Source organism: Paenimyroides baculatum (assembly GCF_008629655.1).
GTDB classification, from domain to species: Bacteria; Bacteroidota; Bacteroidia; order Flavobacteriales; family Flavobacteriaceae; genus Flavobacterium; species Flavobacterium baculatum.
The window spans coordinates 105,591-126,165 of the sequence record NZ_VWSG01000010.1 but is presented as its reverse complement, the minus strand read 5'-3'; the positions used below and the strand labels follow the sequence as shown (position 1 = coordinate 126,165).

At 34.5% G+C, this 20,575-nt stretch carries 17 protein-coding genes and 1 pseudogene; 9 read left to right on the top strand and 9 right to left on the bottom strand.

The genetic code is table 11. The annotated features are described in order from the left end of the window. The coding region (locus tag F0460_RS13000) for a choice-of-anchor J domain-containing protein (protein WP_150013893.1) at nt 1–4,230 on the bottom strand (4,230 nt) is incomplete at its 3' end. A 354-nt stretch (nt 4,231–4,584) separates the two neighbouring features. Between F0460_RS13000 and rplM the strand changes: the two genes are divergently transcribed. From rplM to F0460_RS12965, 7 genes and pseudogenes are all read left to right on the top strand, one after another. Next, complete coding sequence (rplM, locus tag F0460_RS12995) at nt 4,585–5,040, top strand: 50S ribosomal protein L13 (RefSeq protein ID WP_150013890.1); 456 nt, start codon at nt 4,585–4,587, stop codon at nt 5,038–5,040. Beyond that, nucleotides 5,040–5,426, top strand: coding sequence for a 30S ribosomal protein S9 (gene rpsI / locus F0460_RS12990; RefSeq protein WP_150013888.1), 387 nt, complete (start codon nt 5,040–5,042; stop codon nt 5,424–5,426). The genes rplM and rpsI overlap by 1 nt, the downstream gene beginning before the upstream one ends. A gap of 139 nt (nt 5,427–5,565) precedes the next feature. Continuing rightward, nucleotides 5,566–6,324 (top strand): 30S ribosomal protein S2, encoded by a 759-nt coding sequence (rpsB, locus tag F0460_RS12985; protein ID WP_124899001.1) that lies wholly within the window; start codon nt 5,566–5,568, stop codon nt 6,322–6,324. Nucleotides 6,325–6,430: 106 nt separating this feature from the next. Then, nucleotides 6,431–7,255, top strand: coding sequence for a translation elongation factor Ts (gene tsf / locus F0460_RS12980; RefSeq protein WP_150013886.1), 825 nt, complete (start codon nt 6,431–6,433; stop codon nt 7,253–7,255). A gap of 160 nt (nt 7,256–7,415) precedes the next feature. Next, nucleotides 7,416–9,797: a TonB-dependent receptor domain-containing protein gene (locus tag F0460_RS12975; protein WP_150013884.1), complete on the top strand. Its 2,382-nt coding sequence runs from the start codon at nt 7,416–7,418 to the stop codon at nt 9,795–9,797. 2 nt (nt 9,798–9,799) lie between these two features. Beyond that, nucleotides 9,800–10,361 (top strand): annotated as a pseudogene (locus F0460_RS12970) (DNA-3-methyladenine glycosylase I). 17 nt (nt 10,362–10,378) lie between these two features. Next, a complete protein-coding gene (locus tag F0460_RS12965) occupies nt 10,379–11,767 on the top strand; it encodes a DUF6056 family protein (RefSeq protein WP_150013882.1) in 1,389 nt (462 codons plus the stop codon). A gap of 23 nt (nt 11,768–11,790) precedes the next feature. Here F0460_RS12965 and aat read toward each other — a convergent pair whose 3' ends face one another. From aat to F0460_RS12950, 3 genes are all read right to left on the bottom strand, one after another. After that, nucleotides 11,791–12,453, bottom strand: coding sequence for a leucyl/phenylalanyl-tRNA--protein transferase (aat, locus tag F0460_RS12960; RefSeq protein ID WP_150013880.1), 663 nt, complete (start codon nt 12,451–12,453; stop codon nt 11,791–11,793). A gap of 257 nt (nt 12,454–12,710) precedes the next feature. Next, nucleotides 12,711–13,181, bottom strand: a complete 471-nt coding sequence (locus tag F0460_RS12955; protein ID WP_150013878.1) for a DUF3127 domain-containing protein — start codon at nt 13,179–13,181, stop codon at nt 12,711–12,713. A 4-nt stretch (nt 13,182–13,185) separates the two neighbouring features. Next, entirely contained in the window at nt 13,186–14,064 is an 879-nt protein-coding gene (locus F0460_RS12950) for a flavin reductase family protein (RefSeq protein WP_150013876.1), read from the bottom strand. A gap of 124 nt (nt 14,065–14,188) precedes the next feature. On the opposite strand from F0460_RS12950, the gene F0460_RS12945 reads away from it, so the two are divergent. Continuing rightward, entirely contained in the window at nt 14,189–15,334 is a 1,146-nt protein-coding gene (locus F0460_RS12945) for a sensor histidine kinase (protein ID WP_150013874.1), read from the top strand. A 180-nt stretch (nt 15,335–15,514) separates the two neighbouring features. Here F0460_RS12945 and F0460_RS12940 read toward each other — a convergent pair whose 3' ends face one another. The 3 genes from F0460_RS12940 to greA form a co-directional block, all read right to left on the bottom strand. Continuing rightward, on the bottom strand, nt 15,515–15,778 hold the full coding sequence (locus F0460_RS12940; RefSeq protein ID WP_150013872.1) for a GNAT family N-acetyltransferase: 264 nt from the start codon (nt 15,776–15,778) through the stop codon (nt 15,515–15,517). Between the two features lie 347 nt (nt 15,779–16,125). Next, complete coding sequence (locus F0460_RS12935) at nt 16,126–16,512, bottom strand: HIT family protein (RefSeq protein ID WP_150013870.1); 387 nt, start codon at nt 16,510–16,512, stop codon at nt 16,126–16,128. A gap of 11 nt (nt 16,513–16,523) precedes the next feature. Beyond that, nucleotides 16,524–17,000: a transcription elongation factor GreA gene (greA, locus tag F0460_RS12930; RefSeq protein WP_150013868.1), complete on the bottom strand. Its 477-nt coding sequence runs from the start codon at nt 16,998–17,000 to the stop codon at nt 16,524–16,526. Nucleotides 17,001–17,135: 135 nt separating this feature from the next. Here greA and F0460_RS12925 point away from each other — a divergent pair, with 135 nt between their 5' ends. Continuing rightward, nucleotides 17,136–17,561: a Rieske (2Fe-2S) protein gene (locus F0460_RS12925; protein ID WP_150013866.1), complete on the top strand. Its 426-nt coding sequence runs from the start codon at nt 17,136–17,138 to the stop codon at nt 17,559–17,561. A gap of 62 nt (nt 17,562–17,623) precedes the next feature. Here the strand turns inward: F0460_RS12925 and F0460_RS12920 are convergent, their stop codons facing one another. Both F0460_RS12920 and F0460_RS16500 read right to left on the bottom strand, forming a co-directional pair. Beyond that, nucleotides 17,624–19,804 (bottom strand): TonB-dependent receptor, encoded by a 2,181-nt coding sequence (locus F0460_RS12920; RefSeq protein WP_150013864.1) that lies wholly within the window; start codon nt 19,802–19,804, stop codon nt 17,624–17,626. A 42-nt stretch (nt 19,805–19,846) separates the two neighbouring features. Beyond that, complete coding sequence (locus F0460_RS16500; RefSeq protein ID WP_450091340.1) at nt 19,847–20,572, bottom strand: hypothetical protein; 726 nt, start codon at nt 20,570–20,572, stop codon at nt 19,847–19,849. Between the last annotated feature and the right edge of the window lie 3 nt (nt 20,573–20,575).

Genomic DNA, 20,575 nt, shown 5'->3' with positions numbered 1-20,575 from the left:
GGATACACAGCCTGCAACTCCTACAAATATTGTATTAGGACGTGTGTTTGTTGTACTTCCATATATACTACCAGCTGGTGAATCTGTAGCTAAAAAGGCAGAAGCGGCTTGGTTATCTCCATACAAATATTGTGTTCTGTTTGGAGTTGTAGTGTGATGTCTTAATTGGCCATAATTATTTCCAAAAGTACCTGTACTCCAATTGGTTTGTACCACAAGGTCACTTACTCCATCCCACACATAAGGTGTAGTAAACGCAAAGTTCATTATACCAGTTGTAAAAGTTTGAGAAGTTGAACTGTAAGCTTGGTGTAAAGAACTATTTGGAACCATAGGAATTGCTGCTGTTGTACTGGTAGCTTTTCCTATTGCAATAGAAAAATCAGGTCTTGGCCCAGTTCCCGGATTAACAATGTCAAATTTTAATGCTGATATAGGTCCTGCCACTAATCCACCTGCTGTTAATTCAGCTGCTGTAAAAATATACTGATGTCTGTAACCTCCCCATCCGTGATATAAGAAAGAACCAACAGCATATTGATCTGTAAGAGTTCCATTTCCTATTTGAACTGGTGTGTTAGCAGTAGTTTTTCTACTACGTAACCAAAAACTTCTGTCTTGGGTTATATCTGTAGCAGATATAAAATCCGGACCTTCAAATAAAGGTATTGCATCATTTTTAGCGTCGTACCATGCTGCCATTGCAGTTGGATCCACTAATACGGCAGATAATTCTGCTTTTTGCGGACCACACAATGCCAAAGACGGTGTGTAAGATACAAAATCTGAATAATTACATAAAGTGGTAGCCGCAACAGCACTTGACCATACACTTTGTTCTGTTGAAGAACAAACCGAGCGTACATACACTTTATAATCTGTAGAAGGATTTAGCCCTGTTGCAACCAAGTTGGTAACACCAACAGCTGTAGTTCCGTTAAACACAGCTCCAGGTGTTCCTGGGTTACCTGTTGTACGAACTTCTACTTGATAAGCCATTTGAGTTGTATTAAAAAGATCTTGCCAAGAAACGGTAAAACTGCTTTTACCTATATTGGTAACTTTAATAGTACTGTCTTCAATTGGTTTACAGGCAGGTGCGTCTTCATAATAAATATCATCTAAATATAAATAAGGATATTGACTTGGGTCTGTATGCTCAAACGAGAATGCAAAATAGTCATCTGTAGTTATAGGGAAATAAACAATATACTCTTTGTAAGTATCATGTGTTAAAGGAATACTTTTTACCAATGTTTTTGTAGCAGCAGCAGTAGCTGTATTTCCACTCATTGTGTAAATTTTTAAATTAGGAGTATATCCTGTATATCCCGATCTTACCCAGAAACGTAAGCGTTTCATACCATTTCCTAAATTATTTGTTTCAGGAGAAATAAGTAACATATCACCGTTTGGAGCTGTACTTAATGGGTAGCGATAAGGGTAAAAACAGTTAGTGCCTGTTCTTGCATTGAAATTATAAACATAACCATAATTATATTGGTATCCGGTAGTGTTTAAATTTGTCCAACATATAGGCGCATTTTGATTGGTAGAACCTCCTGGTTTTGTTGTTTCAAACCCTTCAAAGAAATTACCTGTCATTACATCACACAAGGTATTAAAATCTAAAGGAAATTTTGTCCACATACCGTTTGATGTACCACATTTACTTCGAATATGAACAGTATAAGTTGTTGAGTGGTTTAAACCTGTAATATTTACAGATGTAGCCGGTGCATTAACAATGCCTGTTTTTACTAAGCCTGTTGCACCAGATCCCGCTGCACCTGATGTACGAATTTCATATTCATAGCCTGTAACACCAGTTCCTAACGAAGCATCCCATGATATAGTAGTGCCTGTTGTTGTTGTGTTTGCAGTTTGTATATTTAATGGGAAGATGCATGCTGCCATGTCTTCATAGTAAATGTCATCTAAATAAATAGATGTGTACTGTGTAGGCATTTGATGTTCAAATGAAAATGCAAAATAATCATCGGTTGTAGGTGGTAATGGTACAATATATTCAGCAAACGTAGTTGTTGAAGGTATATTAATACTTGTCACAACTGTTTTTGTTGAAGATACAGTATTACCATTCATTGAATAGATAACTAATTTTGGAGAGTATGAAGTAGATGAACTACGTGCCCAAAAACGTATTTGTTTGGTTCCGTTGCCTAAATTGTTTGTTTCAGGAGATACCAACATTAATTGTCCATCACTTTGTAGTAAAGGGTAGCGGTATGAATAGTAACCTCTACTACCTGTCTTGGCAACAGTTGTAACATAATTGTAAGCATTGTTTACTGGGCTAACGGTATCAATATATGTCCAACATAGTGGATATGTTTCATTACTTGAACTACCTGTAGCTGTAGTTTCAAACCCTTCAAAGAAATTATTTGTATAAATAGGGCAAAGGGTATTAAATTCTACAGGAAACATGGTCCATATACCTTTTGATGTGCCACAAACACTACGTACATAAACATAGTAGGTAGTAGCACCTGTTAAGATGTTTGTTGTAAAGGTAGTCGTTGGTGCAGTAGTAGATCCTGTTCCTATGGCTCCAGCGGTACCCGGAGCACCAGATGTACGAATTTCATATTCATATCCTGTAACTCCAGTAGCCATAGAGGCATTCCATGTAATTGTTGCTCCAGTAATAGATATGTTACTAGCTTGTATATTAGAAGGAAATATACATGGTGATAAATCTTCGTAATAAATATCGTCTAAGTAAGTAGTTGGAAACTCACCAGGTTTTGTGTGTTCAAATCCAAATGCGAAATAATCATCATTAGTAACAGGTAGAGGTACTATATATTCAGTATAAGTAGTACTTTTTATAGGAATACTTTGAATTAGTGTCTTAATAGCTGTTCCTGTTACTCCATTCATTCTATAAATATTTAATTTTGGAGTAGTGGAAGTGGATGAAGATCTAATAGAAAAACGAAGTTGCTTAGTACCATTTCCTAAATCAGCAGTTTGTGGAGAAATTAATAACATATCACCATTTGGTGCTGTTGTTAAAGGATAACGGTAGTTGTAATAACAATTAGTGCCTGTCTTTGCATTAAAATTATATACATAGCCATAGTTAAATTGATAGCCAGTGGTGTTAAGGTTTGTCCAGCAATAAGGGGCATTTTGATTTGTAGAACTACCAACGGTAGAATTCTCAAACCCTTCAAAGAAATTGCCCGTTATAATTCCACAAGGTGTGTCAAAAGTTAATGCTTTTACCCAACCAATAACTGGTCCTGTTGATGAACAAGAATATCTTACATAAACAACATATGAGGACGAACCTGATAACCCCGATAAAGTACCAGAAGATTGACCTGACAATATTGTTAAACTAGGTGTAGAACCAGCTGTAGGTGCAGCACCGTTAGTAACAAAGAAATCCATATCTACACTTGCAGGTATAGAAAGATTCAGAGTAGCTGTTGGGATGTTAATATTTGTTACACTTACAGTTCCTTTGTATAAACAAGGTGGAGGGGTGAATCTAAAAATCTGATTATCAACAGGTCTCCCACTTAAACTTGTAACGGCTGTTGTGCTTGTTACAGTAGGTGTAGCCATGCTTGTATTCAAATTTAGAAAAGAACCATTACCGCTACCTGTAGCGTCATTAATTCCAATACTTGCAGTAGTAGTAGTATTAGCTGTTGTTTCATGACGATATACAAATTCAATTACATTTGTAGTTTCGTATAGCTTTACTTGGAAAGATATAACTGGGGTAGTACTACTCCAGCTCCATTCCCAGTTAAGCCATTCAACAGTTAAAACTCTGTTAGGTGCGGTTCCGGTAACTTGATAGGTAGCTTTGGAAACTTTTGTGCCCGAAACAGTAGCATTACCGTCTAAATCCCCCCAAAGAGGGGCAATAATTGGTCTGATTGCGGCATTAGCCGTAGACAAGTTAGGCGATCCGGTATTAGTTGCGGTAGCACTGAACGAAATATATCCGTCAGAAGACATTTTAAAATCGCTATAGGTACTACTACCATAAACAAAATTAAAGCCAATTGGTGTTACAGCACTAATTGCAAAATCTGCCTCAACCGCAGCAAGCTGTGTTGCAGTTGATGAATTAGGGGTAAATGTTCCAACATTATGAGAAAAGACGTAAGATGCTACCTGGGATCTAGCGCCAAATCCTAAAAGAAGGATGAACATTGCCACAAAAAAATGTGTAATTTTTTTCATGAATTATATATTTATAATTAGTCAATTATGCGATAAACTTAAGTATTTTTTTAAATATTTAGTGTAAAAAATTATTTTTTAACACAGTTTTTTTTAATATTAAAATTTGAATTACTATGAAGATATAAAAAACTTGCTTTAGCAGAAGATTTAAAAAGGTAAATCTTAGATAAATGTAAATCTATTAATACAACTTTTTATTTTAATTATTTCTATTGCTCTCTATTTCTTAACTATTAGTTATAAATATGATATACTCAAAAATAAACCATACAAATTTGTATAGTAAAATAAATTGTTTAATTTTGCACTCCCTTTATTGGGAATGGAATGTTTAATTAAAATTAATTTATTGTGGAAAGTTTAAGCTACAAGACAGTATCAGCAAACAAAGCAACCGTTCAGAAAGAATGGGTTGTTGTAGACGCTGACGGTCATAACTTAGGACGCCTTGCTTCAAAAGTCGCTATGATTTTAAGAGGTAAGTACAAACCAAGTTATACACCTCACGTAGACTGTGGTGATAATGTTATTATTATCAACGCAGAGAAGATCAACTTAACAGGTAACAAACTGAATGACAAAACGTATATTCGTCACACAGGTTACCCAGGTGGTCAAAGAGAATTAACAGCTAAAGTAATGCAACAGAAAAATCCTGCATTATTAGTAGAAAAAGCTGTAAAAGGAATGTTACCTAAAAACAAATTAGGTGCGCAATTATTCCGTAATTTAAATGTAAATGTAGGTTCTGCACACAAACATGATGCGCAAAAACCTAAAACCGTTAATTTAAACGACTTAAAGTAATGGCAGTTATTCACAAAATCGGTAGAAGAAAAACCGCAGTAGCTCGTGTTTATGTTACAGAAGGTACTGGTAACATCACAGTGAACAAAAAAGAATTCGCAACTTATTTCCCAACGGCAACGTTACAGTACAAAGTTATGCAACCACTTTCTATGACAGAAAATGCAGAAAACTTTGACGTAAAAATTAACGTGTACGGTGGTGGAACAACAGGGCAGGCAGAAGCTGTACGTATGGCTATTGCACGTGCAATGTGTGAAGTTGACGCAGAAAACAGAGCAATCTTAAAACCAGAAGGTTTATTAACGCGTGACCCACGTATGGTTGAGCGTAAGAAATTCGGTCAGAAGAAAGCTCGTAAGAGATTCCAGTTCTCTAAACGTTAATATTTATTATTATTTATTAAAAAATCTAAGTTTTTGTTGCACGCCTGCCGAGGCAGGAGGTAGTTTAGCATCTAAATGTATAAGACCGATTTTTCGCTACTTATTCATTGCTAACACAAGAACGTAAACTATTACAAAAATGGCAAACAAAGTAGAAGTTAAAGAATTACTAGAAGCAGGTGTTCATTTTGGACACATGACTAGAAAATGGGATCCAAACATGGCTCCTTACATCTATATGGAGCGTAATGGTATTCACATTATCAATCTATATAAAACAGCAGCTAAAATCGAAGAAGCTAACGAAGCTTTAAAGAAAATAGCAGCATCAGGTCGTAAAGTATTATTCGTAGCGACTAAAAAACAAGCAAAAGATATCGTTGCAGAAAAAGCTGCAGCAGCTAACATGCCTTACATCACTGAGCGTTGGCCAGGTGGTATGTTAACTAACTTCGTTACAATTCGTAAAGCTGTTAAAAAAATGGCTTCTATCGATCGTATGAAGAAAGACGGTACATTTTTAACTCTTTCTAAAAAAGAGCGTTTACAAGTAGATCGTTTACGTGCAAAATTAGAAAAGAACTTAGGTTCTATTGCTGATATGACACGTTTACCGGCTGCATTGTTTATAGTTGATATTAAAGCAGAACACATCGCAGTAAAAGAAGCTCAAAAATTAAACATTCCAGTTTTTGCAATGGTTGATACAAACTCTGACCCACGCGAGGTTGATTATGTAATCCCAGCAAATGACGATGCTTCTAAATCAATCGATAAAGTATTATCTTTAGTTACAGGTGCTATCATTGAAGGAAATTCTGAAAGAAAATCTGAAAAAGACGAAGCTACCAAAGTTGAAGCTCCTAAAGCAGAAGCTACTACATCTACTGAAGAGTAATTCTTAACAGTATCTTAAAGTCGTTATGCTGATGGTTCCATATTTTTGTAACTGTCGCTAACGGCTTTTTTTCATTTTATAAATCATTAATTTAATTCTCAATACAATGGCAAATATTACTGCTGCAGACGTAAATAAATTAAGAACAATTACAGGTGCCGGAATGATGGACTGTAAAAAAGCTTTAGTTGAAGCTGAAGGAGATTTCGATAAAGCAATCGAAGTTCTACGTAAAAAAGGACAAAAAGTTGCTGCAAACCGTTCAGACCGTGAGTCTACCGAAGGTGCTGCTGTTGCTTATGTTAACGCAGACAAAACTAAAGGTATCGTTATTACATTAAACTGTGAAACCGATTTCGTTGGTAAAAACGAAGGTTTCGTAGCTTTAGCTAACGAAATGGCTGAAAAAGCTTTCAATTTTGAAACTAAAGAAGAGTTTTTAGCTTCGGCTTATAACGATTCTATGACAGTTGCTGAAAAATTAATCGAACAAACTGGTGTTATCGGTGAAAAAATCGAAATCGGTGGATTTGAAAAATTAGAAGGTGCTTTCATTGGTTCGTACGTTCACTCTGGTAAAATTGCTACAATTGTTGCTTTATCTGCTGCTGTAGAAGGTGGTGACGAAGCTGCTAAAAACGTTGCAATGCAGGCTGCTGCAATGAACCCAATTGCTTTAAACGGCGATGGTGTTGACCAAGCAGTTATTGAAAAAGAAAAAGAAATTGCTCGTGAGCAGTTAATCGCTGAAGGAAAACCAGCTGATAAATTAGAAGGTATTTTAGTAGGTAAAGTAAACCGTTTCTTTAAAGACAATACATTAGTTGCGCAAGATTATATTAAAGATAGCTCTATGAGCGTTGAAAAATATATCGATTCTGTTTCTAAAGGTTTAACTGTTGCAGGTTTTAAACGTGTAGCAATTGGTTAATCTTTAAACTAATTCATGTAAAAACCCCAAGTTCGTTAGAATTTGGGGTTTTGTTTTATTTACTATTTTCTTTAATTCTTGATGAAGTAGAGAAGCAAATATTAATGCTTTTTTATTGTAACAAAAGATTGTCTTATGATACTAATATAAAAAAATATTAATGAAAAACATAATATTGGTGTTGTCCTTGTTTTTTGCAGGGTTAATAAACGCTCAAAGCATAAAAATTGAAGGATTGGTTACTTTTAGAGGCGAACCTGTTCCTCAAACCTTTATTACTGTTGAAACCGATCAGGTTTATAATGCAACTACAAATGAGGAAGGATATTTCTCTGTTGAAATTCCTGAAAATGTAACGCAATACACCATTACTTGGGAGCACTCGCAGTTTAAGGCTCAAACAAAATCATTAAAATACATCGCGGATCAAAAATTAGATTTGCAGTTTACCGAACAGCAAGATGAAGTTTTAGAAGGAATCGTAATAGATCAAACCAATAAAAACATTCGCAGATTTGCCGATAAAACGGTGGTTGATGTAGAGAATCTTACGGTTTTAAATTCGGGTAGCGTGTTTGATGCGGTTAATAAATTACCTGGAGTTTTGGTTACAGCCAATGGACAAATTGCCCATAACGGAAAACTGGCGACTATTTTTTTAGATGACGAACCAACAGGAATGAGTGGAGATCAACTGACAAATTTTCTTAAAAACCTTACGGCAAACACTGTTAAAAGGATCGAGATTATCGATCGACCGGGAGCAAAATACAGCGCGACTTTCAATGGAACTATTATCAATGTAATTACAAAATCGGCTAAAATTGAAGGTGTCAGCGGAAGTTTCATGCAGCAGAATTCGGTAAATAGTAAAGTTAAAAATACTACATCGGCACAAATCATGTTCAAAAAGAACAAATTCAGTTGGAATATGAATACTGGTTACACGCATCACGAAGGCAACACTAATTCGTTAAACGAATTTAGTTATATGAGTAACGGTACGCAGATTAAAGCGCGCGAAAATTACTGGAACAACCAATGGTATCAAAATTATTATGTGCGTAACAACTGGCAGTACAAATTAAGCGATTTGGCTAATTTAACGCTTAAATACAACTTTAACCATACCTACAGCAAGCCAAAAACGTACGGAAATATGTTGAATGCTTTTGGCGATACCGAAACGGCTTACAAACAGCAAACATTGGCAAACAGCAACAACAATATGCACGAATTGCAGTTTGTTTATTCGCAAAAATTAGATACTATCGGAACTAATTTTACACTGACATCGAACACCGAATTCCAGAACAATACTAACAGCAATCAGTTATTTGTAGAAGATCAAATGGCATCGACTATTTTGGCTGATAATAATTTTGTATACAGCCAAACCAAAGCCGATTTTGAAACGCCTTTTAAAGCTGTGAACGGAAATTTATCGTTGGGTGCGCATTACACACATTCGGTTTCAACCAACAACGGATCGTACATTTGGGATCAGACACGAAACTACATTCCATACGATTTTAAATACACCAACAAAGCCGCTTATGCAAGTGTATCAAGCAATATTAGTTCGTTAATGATTTCGGCAGGTTTGCGATTAGAAAATCTAACGTATCAGTCGGAAACTGCTGTCGATTCTCTAAATTTAAAACAAGATTATACCAATCTTTTTCCTACAGTTACTTTAAAATATCCTGTAATTTCGGGCGTTTATTTAAGTGCGGGTTACAGCAAACGTATGAATTTGCCGGGTGCGCAATCGTTCAATCCTAACGTAACTTCGCAAAACAGTTTACTGGTTTCAAATGCAGGAAATCCAAACCTAAAACCAGAAATCAGTCATAACATGAATGCTACGTTAACGGTGTTCGATTATATTTATTTCAGTTACAATTTATCCAAAATGCCTAATCAAAATGTGGTGTTTTATGAAATCACGCCCAATGGTACGCTGGAATCTAAATCGCATAATATCGAAAACGGAATTTCGCAGAGTTTCAATATGGGATTGCCGATTCCTTACGCCATGTTTACCAAAGGAATTAAAAACATGATTAACGATAGAAACGGGCTGAATGTTGATGAATTGTCGTTTACCTATTTAAATGCAGGATATTTTAAAACCACGTACGATGAGGTGATTCCGGATCGTTTTCAGAAAGGAGCTTTTTATCTTTTTACCTATTCGCAGTTTTATTTAGGAAACAACTCGCGTGTTTTTATAACTTATTACAACATGTTTAAAGGGGTTATGAATCTGTACGAACTAAATAAACCGGCACAAAATTTAAGTGTTACCTTTAATAAAAAGTTTTTGGATAACAAACTGAATGTAAATATTGGGGTTGATAACGTACTGAATACCGACGGTTTTGATGTGAATGTTTTTGGAAACGGTTTACAAATGCGTACTCAAACTTTGAACGAACGCCGTATGTTTAAAGTTGGATTAACCTTTAACTTTGGATCGTTTAAAGATCAAAACCAACAGATGTTTCCACAAGGAACACCATCTTTTAAAACGAATTAAATATGGGAAAAATTAGATGTAATTGGGTATCAAACGATGAACTGTATATAAAATATCACGATGAAGAATGGGGAAAACCTGTTTATGATGATAAAGTTTTGTTTGAATTTTTAGTGTTGGAATCTTTTCAGGCGGGTTTAAGTTGGATTACGATTTTAAAGAAGCGTGAGAATTTCCGTAAAGATTTTGATAAATTCAACGACAAAAAAATCGTAAAATATAATGATGGTAAAATTGAAGAATTAATGCAGAACGAAGGTATTATTCGTCATCGCGGGAAAATTGAAGCTACTATAAACAATGCGCGCGTTTTTCAGGAAATTCAAAAAGAATTTGGTTCGTTCTCTGAATATTTATGGAACTACGTAAACGGAAAACCGATTGATAATAAACTGAAAAGTATTAAAGATGCCGTTGCAAAAACCGAAATATCAGACACCTTGGTAAAAGATTTAAAAAAAACGTGGTTTTAAATTTATGGGATCAACTACCGTTTATGCCTTTATGCAGGCTGTTGGTATGGTAAACGATCATATTACTTCGTGTTTTTGTTATAAAAGCTAATTTTAATAAAGTCGTGGATGAATAAAATATTACAATGTTTAATAAACAAAAAAAGTAGCATTGTCCTCTTGATAATTTTAGTAATTGGGCCTTTGTTTTACTTAAGTTTTTTTGTTTATCCATCTGCAGATGATTTTTCATATGCTGTTATGCATAAAGGAATGTCTTTTTTTGAAAAACAGAAAGAAGTTTATTTTACCTGGTCATCAAGGTATTTTGCAACAGCAGCACTTTCATTGACCGCTTTAAATTTTGGATCAATTCATTATTATGGCTTTTTATCTGTAGCAAGTTTACTTCTTTTTTATTTTGGGCTGGTATATTTATTAAAAAGAACAATTGTTGCGCAATGCATAAATAACTGGTTTTTAGGAGCTTTGTTGTTTTGTGCTTATGTACTTTTTTTACCGGCAATCTGTGAAAATTTTTATTGGTTTCCTAGCGTTATGACCTACTTTGTGCCATCGGCTTTAGTGCTTTTTTTAATAGCAAATACATTAGAGAGTTATAATTATAATACTTTAAAGCATAATATTACGGCAACATTATTAATTTTTATAATAGGTGGTAGTAATGAATTGTTAATAGGAGGAATTTTTTTGTGGCTTTGTACACTTGTCTGTTTTTATTACTACGATCACCGTAAAATAAATCACAATTATGTGTGGTTGCTCTTTATCACGACTTTGCTATTGGGTGTTATTTTTTTTGCACCAGGAAATGGAGTTCGGTCAAATGTGATTAACTCTACGCGTTCCATATCTTCTTTTGAAGTTTTGAAACTTAGTTTCTATCGTTTATTTATACACTATATAAAATATGCTATTTGGGTATTTCTACTATTTGTTTTTGTTAATACCTATTTTAAGATTAAAGTAAATTTTCATAAGAAAATAACTGTTTTCAAGTTGTTTTTAGTAGCAAACGTTTTTTTATTTATATGCATATTTATAACAATCTATAATTTAAAAGTAATTCATCCATTCAGGGTAGAAAACTTGTTCTATTTTATTTCTTTTACGTTTTTATATTTTCTTTCTATCTTAATAATATCGAAACTAGAACTTATCTTTAATAGAAAAATGATTATCTTATTAATTGTAAGTTTAACTGCTTTGTTCATTTTTCCTTCTATAACGAGTGAATTTAAAAACAATTTACAAATTGTATATACCGATATTTTTAAAGGTAAAGCTAAAGGTTATAGAAAGCAGTTTTTAGATAGAGATGCTTATTTAAAGAAATATGCATTGAGTAAAAGTAAATTGCCATGTAAAGTTTTTAAAATTAAAAATAGACCCGAAACTTTATTGTTTAATGATATTCAAAAAGATCCGAACCATTTTATAAACAAGTCTATAGCTTTGTATTATGGTATTGATGTCATTGTTTTAGAAGAAGATTGATCTGCTTTTATGGTTGAAAGAATTTAGTCATCCTCATAAACAACCTTTAATTCCTTATTCAAAATCTGCATAAATAAATCGCGCGGAATTTCCTCGCAACCCAATTGTGCTAAATAATCATTGTAAACCTGACAGTCGATTAGCTGATAATTTTCTGCTTTTAATTTATTGGTCAAGTGTATAAAAGCAATTTTAGAGGCGTTTGATACCTTTGAAAACATACTTTCGCCACAAAAAATATGTCCTAAATCAATACCATACAAACCTCCGACCAATTCATTATCTTGCCAAACTTCAACCGATTTTGCATAACCCAATTCGTGTAATTTAAGGTAAGCATTGTACATATCATCGGTAATCCACGTGCCTAATTGTCCGTTGCGTTTGGTTTGTTGGCAGTGAATAATTACATCTTTAAACGCCGTGTTGAATGTTACCTTAAATATATTTCTATTGATGATGTTTCGGGTAGATTTTGCGATCTTCAACTGATTTAAAAACAAAACCATTCGTTCTTCGGGAGCAAACCAGGTAATTTCTTCTCCATCTTCAAACCAAGGAAAGATTCCGCTTTTGTAAGCAAGCATCAGTCGTTCGGTTGATAAATCACCACCAAAAGCGACGATACCCGAAGAATGGGTGGTTTCAACATTTGGGAAAAAGAGTTCTTTGGTAAGTTTGTACATTTTATGATATTTGAAACCACATAGCCACATAGCTTTATCACAGAGTCACAGATATATATTTGATAACCTATCTTACTTTTTAAAGATAAATGCTTACGCATTTATTAATGTAGATTTTTCAAGATAAGAATAAAAAATCTGTGCATCTGTGGCATATTATAATGTTCAATGCTTTAAAATTCTATGTGGTTAAGATTTAAAAAAAATCCCGATTACAAATGTAATCAGGATTCAAAATTATTGTTTTTATTTCAATATTAAAAAGGTAAATCGTCTTCTGCTTCTTGATTTTGATTAAAATTCGGAGCAGGAGGGAAGCCTGAATTGTTATTATTCGCATAACCGCCACCTTGATTTTCAAACGGATTTGGTTGCCCGTAGCCTTGTTGAGGTTGTCCGTAACCGCCTTGTGGAGCACCATAGCCTTGTTGTGGCTGGTTGTATGGTTGCTGTGCTTGTGGGCGATCGATTCTCCAACCTTGAATCGAGTTAAAGTAACGTGTTTCTCCTTGTGGATTAACCCATTCTCTACCACGTAAATTAATACCTACGCGAACTTGCTCGCCTGGTTGAAAAGCGTTTAATAAATCGCATTTATCTTGCGTAAACTCAATTAAAATATGTTGCGGATATTGCTCTTCGGTTGTTACAACCAATTCTCTTTTTCTAAAAGTTGGACTTACGTCTTGTGCAGGACCAACCATTTTAATTCTTCCTAAAACTTCCATTGTATTATATTTTTGCTGCCAAAATTGTTTTCCAAGCCGATGTAACATCGTTTTCGCTTAAAAATTCTTTTGCTTTTTTATAAATTAATTCTTTGTTATTATCGTTTTTCCAGTTTTTAATCTGGCTGTTTTCGTTTAAAAATGCTTCAACATCATCGGTAGTCGGCAGCACTTCTACATTGCCTAAAATACCTAAATCGTTTCCTGCAAATATACCACTTTTTTTTGCATCTTCGGGTATTGCATCAACGCCAATTCCCAAAGTGGTTAATGGTTTTTCAACCTCGAACATTCCTGGTGTGGCACGCGTGTACCAGTTACCGCCCATACGTGCAATCAGATCAATTTTATGCTGATTAATACCGCCTTTACCATCTAAAACGTTTTCAGATATGTGAATTTTTACTACTTCGCAAATAATCATATTTCCGGCTCCGCCTTGATCGCCCAACGCAATAATATCTTTCACTATACATTCTAACTGCACCGGACTTTCGGCAACGCGGAATGGTTTTACCATATCTGAAGGCAATTTTGTAAAGCCCGATTTGATAAATTCATCAACTCCGTCGCCATATTCTGTAGATGATAACGAAAGTTGCTGCACCATATCGTAATTCGCAATGTTTACAACCACTTCTTTAGTAGCTTCGCAATTTAACAACGTGTGTTTTACGGTGTTGTTACGAACACGACGCGCTGGCGAAAAAACCAGAATTGGCGGATTGGAACTAAACAGATTAAAAAAACTAAAAGGCGATAAATTCGGATTTCCCTCTTCATCAACCGTGCTAGCAAAAGCAATTGGTCGCGGACCCACTGCTCCCTGCAAATACGCCTGAACTTGAACCGGAGTTAAATCGGCTGGATTAATGCTTAACATACATAAATTGGTTTAAACAAATATAAGTATAGCATTGCAAGTTTTTGGTTCAATTTTCAAAATATTATCAACAAAATAACGTTATAAAGGAGTATCTTGCTAAACGCATTTCAAATTTTATTGCATGTCAATACTTAAAAGAAGTTTGTACACCCGTTGGTTTCTCTTGATTTTTTCGTTGGGAATTTTAATTTTAATTCTCTGGAATACGTATTTGCTTTTCCAGACATTTAAGCATGAAGAACGTGTGAAAATGGAGATTTGGGCGGAAGCTAATCAAACAATTAGTAGTTCTTCATTGGATGCAGATATAGAGCTTCCTTCAAATATTCTTATTAAGAATACGACAATTCCGGCGATTCTTACCACAAGTACTGACAGCATTATCAGTTTGTTTAATGTTTCGGAAGAAGTTGAAAACGATTTGAATCTTCAACAAAAATTTTTAAAGGAATTAAAGACTCAAAATATTCCTATCGAGATAAAGCATTCTGAAGGTAACCAATATGTTTACTACGGAAACTCTTCTTTAATTACCAAGTTAAAATATTATCCTTTGGCATTGGTAGCCATTTTGGTTTTGTTTGGTTTATTAGTTTACAGTTATTTCCGTGCCAGTAAAATGTCGTCTGAAAACAAATTGTGGGCAGGTATGGCAAAAGAAACGGCACATCAGATCGGTACACCGCTTTCATCGCTTTTAGGTTGGATCGAAATTATGAAGTTGGATGATATGGATGAAAATATTATCGGCGAAATTCAGAAAGACGTGGATCGTTTGCAGACTATTGCCGATCGTTTTTCTAAAATAGGATCTGAACCCAATCTGGAATTGCTGAATATTGTGGAAGAAACCAAAAAATCGTTTGATTATTTGCAGTCACGCAGTTCCAAGCAGATTAATTTTAAGTTTGAAACCAACACCGATATTGTAAATTTAATGCTGAACCCAACTTTACACAGCTGGACAATTGAAAATCTTGTGAAAAATGCCATTGATGCAATTAAAGGAAAAGGAAATGTGGAAGTTGAAATTAGAAACAACGAAAATACGCTGCAGATTTTAGTGAGTGATACCGGTAAAGGAATTCCTAAAAATCAATTCAGAAAAGTGTTCGAACCTGGTTTTTCAACCAAAAAACGCGGTTGGGGATTGGGACTTTCGCTTACCCAGCGTATTGTTGAAAAATATCATAAAGGATCAATCCGTGTTTTAAAATCAGAAATTGGTAAAGGAACCGTTTTTTCTATTCAATATAAGAAAATTTAATTATCTGTAATCTGAACTAAAAATTACTATGCAAATTTAAATAAATCGTCACTTCGAGTAGTATAACAAAGTGAAGCGTATCGAGAAGTTTTAAAAGTTCTCAACAAGCTTGAACTGACGAAGCTTAATAAGTTCTATCTGTATGATTTTTCAGAAAATTTTTGAAGAAATTAAAAGTTTTTACACCATTAAAGTCATTGTAAGGTTATGGAAATATTTATTGTCTTGTTTAAAAAAGTTTTTAATAACTCCGTTTTCTACAAATCCCATTTTTAGATATAAATTCAATCCAGATTCGTTTTCGGTATAAACCTGTAACCAGATCAGTTCTAAAATAGGATTGCTTTTAGCCCATTCAATAATTGCTGAAAGTAAGGCTGTGCCCAAACCGATATTTTGCCATTCTTGTAACATACCCATGCCAATTACAGCAGTATGTTCCATAATTTTTTGCGGTTTCCGGTTAAATCGATATTTCCTATGATTTCGCCTTCATATTCAGCAACCAACAGTAAAGAATTATCATAAATTAAGAAGGAGTTGGTCCACTCTTTTTCCTGATCAACCGTTAATTTAATTTCACTTTCTAGTTTTGGAATATAGTTGCTGGTAGGAATGAGGTTTTTATACAGTTTAAAAGATTTTCGGCATCAGAAAGTTCAGCCTGTCTAATTACAACTGTTTTTTTATTTTTAAGCGTGATTTGTTTTGGTTCGAATTTCATTGTTTCGAAAAAAACTAATTACATCTAAAATACAAAAAATCCCTTTGAAATTTCAAAGGGATTCATTTTATAGATTCGCAGCTATTTGTTGAGCTGTTTCTTCAAATTCTTGTTGTGATAACGATGTTTTTCGCTGAAAACGCATATCGTCCATATCCTGTAACGGAATTAAATGTACATGTACATGAGGTACTTCTAAACCAACAACAGCAATACCTACACGTTTGCACGGAACCGCTTTTTCTATGGCTTTTGCCACATCGTAAGAAAATTCCATTAAACGGGCATACAATCCTTTTTCCATATTGAAAATCTTATTGATTTCTTGTTTGGGAACACACAACGTATGACCTTTTGCATTTGGATTGATATCTAAAAAAGCAATAAACTCATCGTTTTCTGCTATTTTGTACGATGGAATTTCTCCGCTGATGATTTTAGTGAAAATACTCATGGCTTAAAAGTTTAGTCTCTTGTTATTTCTAAAACTTCGAACTTTAATGTTCCGTTTGGAACGCTGATTTCTGCGATTTCACCAACCGATTTTCCTAACAAACCTTTACCAATTGGTGAAGTTACCGAAATTTTCCCCGCTTTTAAATCGGCTTCGCTTTCTGCAACCAGTTTGTATTTTATTTCCATTCCGTTGGTTTGGTTTTTAATACGTACGGTAGAAAGTACCAAAGCTTTTGTGGTATCTAATTGCGATTCGTCGATTAAACGAGCGTTTGCCAAAACTTCTTCCATTTTAGCTATTCTTAATTCTAACAGACCTTGTGCTTCTTTTGCTGCATCGTATTCTGCATTTTCAGATAAATCTCCCTTATCACGTGCATCTGCAATTGCCTGCGATGATTTTGGACGTTCCACACTTTTTAACTGATCAATTTCATCTCTCAATTTCTTTAAGCCTTCGGCAGTATAATAGGATACGTTACTCATTTTCAATTCAATTTATAAAACAGAAAAAATCCCATACAACGGGATTTAGTTCTTATGCGTTTATTTTGTTAATATTCTTTACATTATTATTTAGTCAAAGTTAAATAATTAAATTTGTTTTCCAAATGTTTTATAATGAAAAAGCTGTTTGTGTTAACAATATGTTCGGGTTTGTTTTTACTGTCGTGTTCAAAAGACGATTGGGACAACCGAAATCCGTATCTGCCTGAAATTGCAGTGAATGTACCAATAAATACTTCGCTGCCAACGTACAATAAATTACAATATCCGGGCAATGCCGTGTATATACCGGGTTATGGAATCAACGGAATTTTAGTGATAAATACTGGAACTGGATTACGAGCTTTTGATGCGACCTGTGCCAATCACGGAATAAGTAATTGCTCTAAACTAACGTTGAACGGAGTAGAAGCTACATGCGGTTGCAGCGATGCTTTGGTGTATAATTTGTATTTAGGGCTGGCTACTACCGATGCACAATATCCGCTGAAAGAATACCGAGTTTCACAAGGTGGAACAATGATTACCGTTTTTAATTAAAAATAAACGAGCATCTTTTAAAGATGCTCGCTCTTGGTTGTTGATTATTAAGGTTGATTAGACTAAAATTTAAGGGTTACACCACCCAGAATATTGAATTGTGCCTGCGGATAATATCCCGCACCTTCAAATGTTTTTACAGATCCTGGAGTAGATCCGGCATCATCATACGTGTAATAATATCCGTTTGAAATATACTTTACGTTAAAAATATTATTCGCCAACAAATTGAATGATATTGATTTAAACCATTTTTTTAACTGTATTTCGTATACCACATTTATATCGTTTGTTAAATAAGAATCTAGCTTCGATGCGTCAGAATCGGTATTTCCCATGTATTGTTCGCCTACAAATTTGGTAAGCCACGTAAGGTTTAACTGTTTTACCGGCGAAAAAGTTAAGGCATTACCAATAATTAAATTAGGAGAAAATGATATGTTGGTATTTCCTAAATGAACTAACGATCCATCGACCTCTGCTTTGTAATCGGTATTTTTGTTTGAACTCAACGTAACATTCGGGTTAATTAACCATTTCGGAGCAAACTGCCACGATCCATCAATTTCAATACCTAGACGGTAGCTGTTTCCACTGTTTTCACGTAAAGCTGCACCTACATCGTTCAAAGCACCTGTTAACACTAACTGATCCTTGTACAACATATAATATCCGTTCACATTAACCGCTAATTTTTGTGAAGCATATCTCCATCCTAATTCAAAATCGTTCAATTTTTCAGGGCGAGGATTTCCGTTTTCATAATCATTACGATTTGGTTCACGATTTGCTCTTGCATACGAAAAATACGCACTGCTGGCATCGTCTATTTTATAAGTAATACCTGCTTTTGGGTTAAAGAAATTGAATTTGTCATCAACCAAACCAGTTTCGTTTCCGTTGGCTTTATAGGTTACATTACGATACTGTAAATCTCCGAACAAAATCCATTTATCTTGTAACGTGTAAGTTGCTTTTAAAAACGCATTTTTGTCGTTTTTGGTAGAATTATCTCTGTAATATTCTTGCTTGAATTGATTTTGTGGCTGACTGCGTATCCAAAGAATTTCGCCAAAATGATCGTTCTCATAAGTATTTGCCGCTCCACCAAAAAGTACTTCCAGGTTGTCTTTAGCGTATTGAGCAGAAAAAGTAACACCGTAGAATTGATTGTCCAAATATTTTCTTCGGATCAAATCAGATCTTTCCTGAATCTCACCATTAACTTCTATAGGCGCAATACCGTAATCGCTTAACAATTTTTGATTGGTTTTGTAATTCTCAAAATAACCGAAACCTTTGGTATAGTGAACTGCTACGTTAGAATTCCAATTGCTGTTCCATTTTTCGTTCCAATGTAACTGATAGTGATCTTGTTTGTAATTATCGGTTTCGTTGTCGTAAAATCGTTGCACACCGTTATCATCGATATACGCTCCGGATGGATTAAATGTTCGGTTGTTTTTTAATACATCTTTATCTTCAACACCATTCCAAGCCTGATAGGTTTTCTCATTTCCCCCAAAAACCAAGGCTTTCAATAAGGTTCCTTCGTTAACAAAAGTTCCTTGCAAAAAGTACGAATTTAGTTTAGATGAAGCACGATCAATATATCCGTCTGAATAAAGATTTGATAATCTACCCGTTAATTCAAACGTATTGTTTACCAATCCGGTACTGAATTTTGCTGTATGTTTTCTTGTATTGAAACTTCCGATAGAATTTGCGATTTCTCCATTAGCATCGTACGAAAACTTGTCGGTTAATAAGTTTAAACTCGCTCCAAAAGCACCCGATCCGTTGGTCGATGTACCAACACCGCGCTGTAATTGTAGATTTTCCACACTTGAAACAAAATCGGGCATGTTCACCCAAAAACTTCCGTGCGATTCGGCATCGTTGTACGGAATACCGTTAATGGTTACGTTAATGCGCGTGCCATCACTACCACGAACGCGAATTCCTGTGTAACCCACGCCGTTACCGGCATCGGTAGTTGTAACAACAGATGGCATAAAGTTCATTAAAACAGGAATATCCTGACCCAGATTACGTTTTGCCAGTTCTTCTTTGCTTAAATTGCTAAAAGCGATCGGCGTTTTGTTGGTTGCGCGAACCGCCTGTACTAAAACTTCATCTAAAGTTTCCGATGAAATGGTGTCTTTTTTAGTTTCGGTTTGCGTTTGTGCCTGCATGGAAATTGCCGAAAGACAAAAGCCTGCAAACAAAAAATGAGTTTTCATTCGTAAAAATAATTTTACAAATAAAAGGGGCATTTATTTTGTTTAGATTAATAAAAATGTTTTCGTTACGAACAGCAACTTATGCGTGCACTCAATAAGTGTATTGTTCATTTCCCTTGGCAGCATTACCTGCCCAGGTTCAACGGGTATGATCTCAGCCGTACGGCACCCCTTTGAGACGGGGCAAAGATAATTGTTTTTTTGAGATGAAAGTAAATAATTCGAAACATTAATTTTTTGCCACTGATGACACAGATTGAATGAAATTTTATTACTGGTTAACTCTCCGTCAAATATTACACCTTGTTTATAATATGATTTAAGTTCCTTTTTAAACAGACGTATTTTGTGTAGATCATATTGAATTAAAGTGAATTCAATAGAAATATTTTTCTTTTTTAGAATTTCATGCTCACATGAATTAAAATCCAATTTGTATTTTCGTTTTATGATTTTTTCTCGTGAAAAATAACCGCTTCCAAATCTTTCAATTTTTTCTCTAATCCAAAAAGGACCATAATAAATGAAATCTACAATAGAATTACACTCCTCTGATATTTTATTTCCTTCATATATACTAAATATTAATCCATAATTTCCTATTGAATAATAAATTTTTTCCGTGTAAGGAATGAAGAATAATAATTGTTCAGGATTACTAATTTCTAATTCTACTTCATCTTTTGAAATCATAGTAGCCTTTAATTCTTGTGCTTGAATATTATGAATAAGCAAACAGAATATGACAAATAAATAGAACTGTTTCATTTT